This is a genomic window from Nocardiopsis lucentensis DSM 44048, assembly GCF_000341125.1.
GTDB lineage: Bacteria > Actinomycetota > Actinomycetes > Streptosporangiales > Streptosporangiaceae > Nocardiopsis > Nocardiopsis lucentensis.
The window spans coordinates 1-2,875 of record NZ_ANBC01000467.1 but is presented as its reverse complement, the minus strand read 5'-3'; the positions used below and the strand labels follow the sequence as shown (position 1 = coordinate 2,875).

Annotated in this window: 4 protein-coding genes and 1 pseudogene; 2 read left to right on the top strand and 3 right to left on the bottom strand. The window is 71.7% G+C overall.

Annotated elements, in window-relative coordinates; translation table 11 throughout:
• Nucleotides 1-273 precede the first annotated feature (273 nt).
• Both D471_RS0116465 and D471_RS0116460 read left to right on the top strand, forming a co-directional pair.
• Nucleotides 274-741, top strand: a complete 468-nt coding sequence (locus D471_RS0116465; protein ID WP_017599636.1) for an Lrp/AsnC family transcriptional regulator — start codon at nucleotides 274-276, stop codon at nucleotides 739-741.
• Entirely contained in the window at nucleotides 738-1,019 is a 282-nt protein-coding gene (locus tag D471_RS0116460) for a DUF4031 domain-containing protein (protein WP_017599635.1), read from the top strand. The genes D471_RS0116465 and D471_RS0116460 overlap by 4 nt, the downstream gene beginning before the upstream one ends.
• 43 nt (nucleotides 1,020-1,062) lie before the next feature.
• Here D471_RS0116460 and D471_RS0116455 read toward each other — a convergent pair whose 3' ends face one another.
• From D471_RS0116455 to D471_RS40235, 3 genes and pseudogenes are all read right to left on the bottom strand, one after another.
• Nucleotides 1,063-1,761, bottom strand: a complete 699-nt coding sequence (locus D471_RS0116455) for an HD domain-containing protein (protein WP_193789771.1) — start codon at nucleotides 1,759-1,761, stop codon at nucleotides 1,063-1,065.
• A 61-nt stretch (nucleotides 1,762-1,822) separates the two neighbouring features.
• Entirely contained in the window at nucleotides 1,823-2,485 is a 663-nt protein-coding gene (locus D471_RS0116450; RefSeq protein ID WP_017599633.1) for a response regulator, read from the bottom strand.
• A gap of 68 nt (nucleotides 2,486-2,553) precedes the next feature.
• A pseudogene (locus D471_RS40235) lies at nucleotides 2,554-2,875 on the bottom strand (hypothetical protein); the annotation flags it as partial.

Genomic DNA, 2,875 nt, shown 5'->3' with positions numbered 1-2,875 from the left:
CCGCCCCCCGCCTCGACTCCGTCGTCGTCACCGCCCGGCATGTACGGACACTGTTGGGCGGTCGTGGAGAGCATGGGAACCCCTCGTCGGTGCTGCGTCGTCTTCCGCTGCGTCCCCGTGGCGGGCGGGAGGATCCCCTCGCGGTCCACGGTGACGCAGGTTCACATGATCGACCACGGAAGGCGGCTGGAGGAATGGGCGATGACGCCACAAGTCGGGCGTTTACCTGGTATCCATGACGTAAAAGACATTCCTAGTTTGGGATCGCAAAGTATGACCTCGAGACCGGCAACCCCGCTGGACAGCGTTGACCAGCGGATACTGACCGAGCTTCAACAGGACGGGCGCCTGTCGTTCAACGAGCTGTCCCGCCGGATCAACCTGTCCGCCCCGTCCGTGGCCGACCGCGTCCGCCGCCTCACCGACCGCGGAGTGATCACCGGCTACCACGCGCACGTGGACCCGGCCGCGGCCGGACTCCCGGTGACGGCACTGGTGCGGATGGAGTGCTTCGGCGCGCACTGCCTGCTGCGCGAACCCACCGCCCTGGACCTGCCGGAGATCCTCCAGGTGCACCGGGTGACCGGGGACGCCTGCTGCGTCCTGTTCATCGCGGTGCGGTCCATGGAGCACTTCGAGGAGGTCATCGACCGGCTAGCTGAACACGGCCGCCCCTCCAGCACCATGGTCCTCTCCAGCCCCGTGCCCTGGCGGGCCGTGACCACACCGCGCACCTCATGAGCGTCCTCATCGACACACCCCTCTGGCCCGGACCACGCGGCTGGCTCTTCGCCCACCTGGTCAGCGACCACTCCTATGACGAACTACACGCCTTCGCCAGCGCACTCGGTGTGGGCCCCCGCGCCTTCGACCGCGACCACTACGACATCCCCGAGCACCTGCACGCACGAGCGGTGAAGCTGGGTGCCGAACACGTCAGCGGACGCGAACTCGTCACCCGGCTGCGCGCCTCGGGCCTGCGGCGACGACGGACCCCGCCCGACGGGGACCGGGACTGACCGCGCCGCGGCGCGCCTGGGCGCACCGGTCACGGAGGCACTGTCACAGGTGCGGCGGTTCCACCTCCTCCGCGGCCTCAAGACGCTCGATCTCCGCGTCGATGTTGGCTCTGGCGCGCTCCTCCCAGTGGGTACGGCCGTACGGCGTGGCGTACAGGTACGGGGCGCCCCTCAAGGAGCGCAACACCGACAGCCGGCCCTCCCGGAAGAGACGGTCTGGCACCCGCCGGTACTCGGCGCGCACGGCCGCCGTGTAGGCCAGGTACTCGTCGGGGGCCGAGGCCAGCACCGCCAGGTCCGCGTCGCACAAGACCGCGCCGTCCGCATCACCCGGGTCGGTTCGGTGGTCGGCGGTCGCCTCCACCAACCGCACGACCTCGCGGACCCGCCCCGGATCGACGCCCAGTTCGGTCAGCAGCCGCTCGGCCAGGCGCGCGCTCTCGTGCTCGTCCTCCCCCGGGCGCCCCTCGTACACGGCGTCGTGGAACCAGGCCGCGTACCGCACGGCGTCCGGGTCGTCGGCCTGGTCCACGAGGACGTCGACGGCCCGGAGCGTCTCCCACAGGTGCGTCAGCGTGTGGTACCTGCGGTGCTCCTCGCCCCACCTGCCGAGCAGCTCGTCACCCACCGCCACGGCCTCGGGGCCCCGCCCCGCCAGCTCCCGCCAGGCCGCCCGCAGCGGCGCCAGTTCCACGGCCCCGTTCGGCCCGGGGCGGTCCTCGAAAGTCCTCGTCCTCACCATGTCCCGAGTATTCCCCGCATCCGGTGACCGCACCGTGTCCGGACCACGGGGATGGCGGGGATCAGGTGTCGACCGCGTCCGGGAGCCCGGCCTCGTAGGCCAGGATCGCCGCCTGCACGCGGTTACGCAGTCCCAGGCGGCTGAGGATCGCGCTCACGTAGCTCTTCACCGTGCCCTCCACCAGGAACAGGCGGCGGGCGATGTCAGCGTTGGACAGCCCCGCCCCGACCAGGGCGAGCACCTCCCTCTCCCGGTCGGTGAGCTCCCCGACCCGGGCCAGGGCGGCCGCCTCCCGGGCGGCGCGCCCACCTCCGTAGTGCGCGATCACCTGCCGGGCCACCCGCGGTGAGAGGTAGGCACCGCCCTCGGCCACGGCGTGCACCCCGGCGATGAGTTCGCGCGGGTCGCCCGCCTTGAGCAGGAACCCGGCGGCGCCGTCACCCAGGGCCCGGGAGACGTACCCGTCCTCGCCGAAGGTGGTGAGGATGGCGACGGCCGTGTCGGGCGCCACACTGCGGATCTCCGCGGTGGCCGCCAGTCCGTCCATACGCGGCATGCGGATGTCCAGCAGGACGACGTCGGGCCGGTGGGAGAGCACCAGTTCCACCGCCTCGCGCCCGTCGGCGGCCTCGGCGACCACCTCGATCCCCGGGTCGCTCTGCACGATGGCGCGCACACCCGCGCGGATCATCGTCTCGTCGTCGGCGATCAGCACCCGGATCACGGTCGGTCTCCTCCTGCGGTCGGTAGGCGCGCGCGGGTCCGCGCACGCGGTGGGGCCCTCACGGACCCTCAGTCGGTGGTGGCGGTTCCCGCGCGGACCACACGACCGTCACGGAAGCACACCTGGTGGAGGACGGCCTCCGGGGCGAGCAGCGGCGACCCGTCGCGGTAGTACGCGCACTGGGCGTCCTCGGGTTCGCGGTACATCCGGTGTTCGGCGGTGGTCAGCGGGACCGAGTCGGCCGGCAGGTACCGTTCGGCCTCCTCACGGGTGTCACCGACCGAGATCCTCGCCAGATCCTCGGACGGGAGGATCTGCTCCTCCGCCATCAGCGATATCGGTCCCACCGACACGACCACGGCCACCACAAGGAGGGTGACGGGCAGGGTC

What these genes read in the sequence shown, in the direction of transcription:
- D471_RS0116465 (WP_017599636.1), top strand. Translation starts at nt 274, where the DNA reads ATGACCTCGAGACCGGCAACCCCGCTGGACAGCGTTGACCAGCGGATA.
- D471_RS0116460 (WP_017599635.1), top strand. Translation starts at nt 738, where the DNA reads ATGAGCGTCCTCATCGACACACCCCTCTGGCCCGGACCACGCGGCTGG.
- D471_RS0116455 (WP_193789771.1), bottom strand. Translation starts at nt 1,761, where the DNA reads ATGGTGAGGACGAGGACTTTCGAGGACCGCCCCGGGCCGAACGGGGCC.